Origin of the sequence: Escherichia sp. E4930 (genome assembly GCF_005845405.1) — a bacterium.
GTDB lineage: Bacteria > Pseudomonadota > Gammaproteobacteria > Enterobacterales > Enterobacteriaceae > Escherichia.
On record NZ_VCDZ01000052.1, the window covers coordinates 1 to 2,325 of the forward strand.

General features: G+C 39.3%; 5 protein-coding genes. 2 read left to right on the forward strand and 3 right to left on the reverse strand.

Features of this window, described 5'->3' with window-relative positions; translation table 11 throughout:
* Both FFT88_RS24625 and FFT88_RS24630 read left to right on the forward strand, forming a co-directional pair.
* Positions 1-538: conjugal transfer protein TraL (locus FFT88_RS24625; RefSeq protein WP_135406005.1), on the forward strand; the 538-nt coding region annotated here is incomplete at its 5' end.
* Positions 535-1,239: a hypothetical protein gene (locus FFT88_RS24630; RefSeq protein ID WP_001279862.1), complete on the forward strand. Its 705-nt coding sequence runs from the start codon at positions 535-537 to the stop codon at positions 1,237-1,239. The genes FFT88_RS24625 and FFT88_RS24630, both read left to right, overlap by 4 nt.
* A gap of 28 nt (positions 1,240-1,267) precedes the next feature.
* On the opposite strand, the gene FFT88_RS24635 is transcribed toward FFT88_RS24630, so the two are convergent.
* The 3 genes from FFT88_RS24635 to FFT88_RS25460 all read right to left on the reverse strand — a co-directional run.
* On the reverse strand, positions 1,268-1,705 hold the full coding sequence (locus FFT88_RS24635) for a type II toxin-antitoxin system HicB family antitoxin (protein WP_000466317.1): 438 nt from the start codon (positions 1,703-1,705) through the stop codon (positions 1,268-1,270).
* Positions 1,706-1,729: 24 nt separating this feature from the next.
* Entirely contained in the window at positions 1,730-1,912 is a 183-nt protein-coding gene (locus tag FFT88_RS24640; protein ID WP_000833471.1) for a type II toxin-antitoxin system HicA family toxin, read from the reverse strand.
* A 226-nt stretch (positions 1,913-2,138) separates the two neighbouring features.
* A partial coding sequence (locus FFT88_RS25460; protein WP_135406006.1) for a hypothetical protein occupies positions 2,139-2,325 on the reverse strand: 187 nt, incomplete at its 5' end.

The window sequence follows — 2,325 nt, forward strand, 5'->3', positions numbered from 1 at the left end:
CATGTTTGAATCTATTCTTGAAGGCGGAAACATTAATTTCGTTATTGATAATGGTGCTTCTACGTTCTTGCCATTACTTCAGTATTTCGATGATAACTGTGTAATGGATATGTTCAATGAAGTTGAACAGGATGTTTATATCCATACTATTATTGTTGGTGGTCAGGCACAAGCGGACACAATTGAAGGTTTTGAAAATATCGTTAAACTTGTAAAAGGTACGAAAGTTAAAATAATCGTATGGATTAATGAGTTCCAGGGCGAACCGATACTTTCAGGGAAGCATATAACTGAAACAAACTTTTTTGAAAAAAATAAAGACGTTATTGCTGGCGCAATATTGATCAAAGATCGTAAAAGCGATGCTTTTGATACTGACATAAAAAAATTAACAGCCAATTCAATGACACTGACTGAGGCGCTTGAATCGAAAGAGTTTGGATTAATGGCTAAATCCCGCCTCAAGCGCGTTTTTAACGATGTATATGTACAGCTTGATGCAATCTATGACCCTGAAAGTGTAGAGGCCAATGCATGAGTGATATTGAATTACAACAGCCCGAAAGGGCTGTTCATGAAGCAGAAGATCAGATAAATGATTTTGTTGTTGATGTTTTCAAGAAAACAGGGGTAAGAATATCAAAAGATGATCCTGTACTATCCCTGCTATTTCTCCATGAAAAAATTCAAAAGAAACAATCTGATTTATTAAAAGATGATTTCACCACTTTAGCTGATGCATTCAAGAGTGTATTAAGTTCATTAGAAGAAGAAAATATTCAGCGATTCAGAAAAATTGTAGATACTTGTGGTGATCTTGATAACGAAATAAAAGAAGCCATAGAGCATGGCAAAAATGAAATCAATGAGACAGCAGTCTTAGCGAAGGAAAAATTAAACAATGAAATAATAGATATTATATCCTTACTAAGAAAAAACCAGGAGGAGCTAAACAACTCTTACAAAAAGAGCATTGCTGAATTTTCAAAAAACACAAAGCCATTTAGTAAAAGTACAGCAATAGCATTATGTGTAGCCTGCACCATTGGAATTTCAGCCGCTTTTTCTGGTGCGTTCTGGTATGTTGCGCAATCACAGAAAGAACAGGCGCTACAGTTCTATGCATCCGGCTACATGGATATGCAAAAACTAACAAAAGAAACGATCTCTCTACTACCTAAAGAACAGCAAAAAATTGCAACCGCTAAGTTAAATGCACTGGAAAGCCGCAGTAGGTAAAAAAATCCCCGCATCAAGCGGGGATTTTTCATTTATATGAAAGTTCATGCCGCGCGGCCTGAGCAAGAAAATGGCTACGATCTCTGTAAACACCGCCACTTTCTCTGACAAATCCATCAATACGACGAATCAACACATCAGGCAACGCAATATTAATACGTTGTTGTTTACCTTCAATTTCAGACAAATCAACATCAATTACAAACCAGCTATCGCAGTGACTATAGTCCTGATTTGCGGCATATGTTAAACAGCCGTCATCATGAATATCATCAACAGAATAAGAACCACTTAAAACCATTTCTTCCACGATAGCCAATATCGCTTCTCGCGCCATCACAGGAATTTCTGATTGAGTATCGGCAGCAGAGACACAGCCAAAATCAAAACGATCAAAAGCCGGAACGGTTATACCATATGCCGTATGGTCATCTTTCGGTGTTTCGACACCCACAGAAAAAAACATGATTACCTCCAAAGTCGGCGGGGATTAAATCCCCGCCATTTTTCTGATCGATCTGACAGTACCCAGTGGCAAGTCTTTTTTCGGATGGGGCACAGGAAAAGTTTTTCCTGTTATGGGCGACCACCATATCTGGTGGCTGCTCGCCTTATGCCGCTTCAACTCACAACCAGCAGCTATCAGTTCTTTCAACAGGTCAGCAGATTTCATATGTCCTCCCTAACCTGCCACTAATTATACACACATATACACACAAAAGCAAAAAAGAAGATTAATTTCGTGCGTAACTGCTCTATGCAACATTGAAAAAATTCCGCTTCCTCGCCACTAACTCGCTACGCTCGGTCGTTCGGCTGCGGCGAGCGGTTAAAAAAATAAATGATGTGTATTAATACACAAAAAAAGGGGGGGGAGGAATAATCTCCCCCCTTCCACATCAAACTAAAGCATTACCCCGATTATGTATCCACCAAATGAGTTCGCTAATCTCCCATGCTTCTATTGCTGGGGTTTTGACTTGTTCCCCGTTTACAATCCGGTTGGCAAGCTCTATCATTTCGCACACTGACATTTGAAAATCTCCAAAGATACATTTGTCATTGGGTAACAGGCTGCCACAGCTG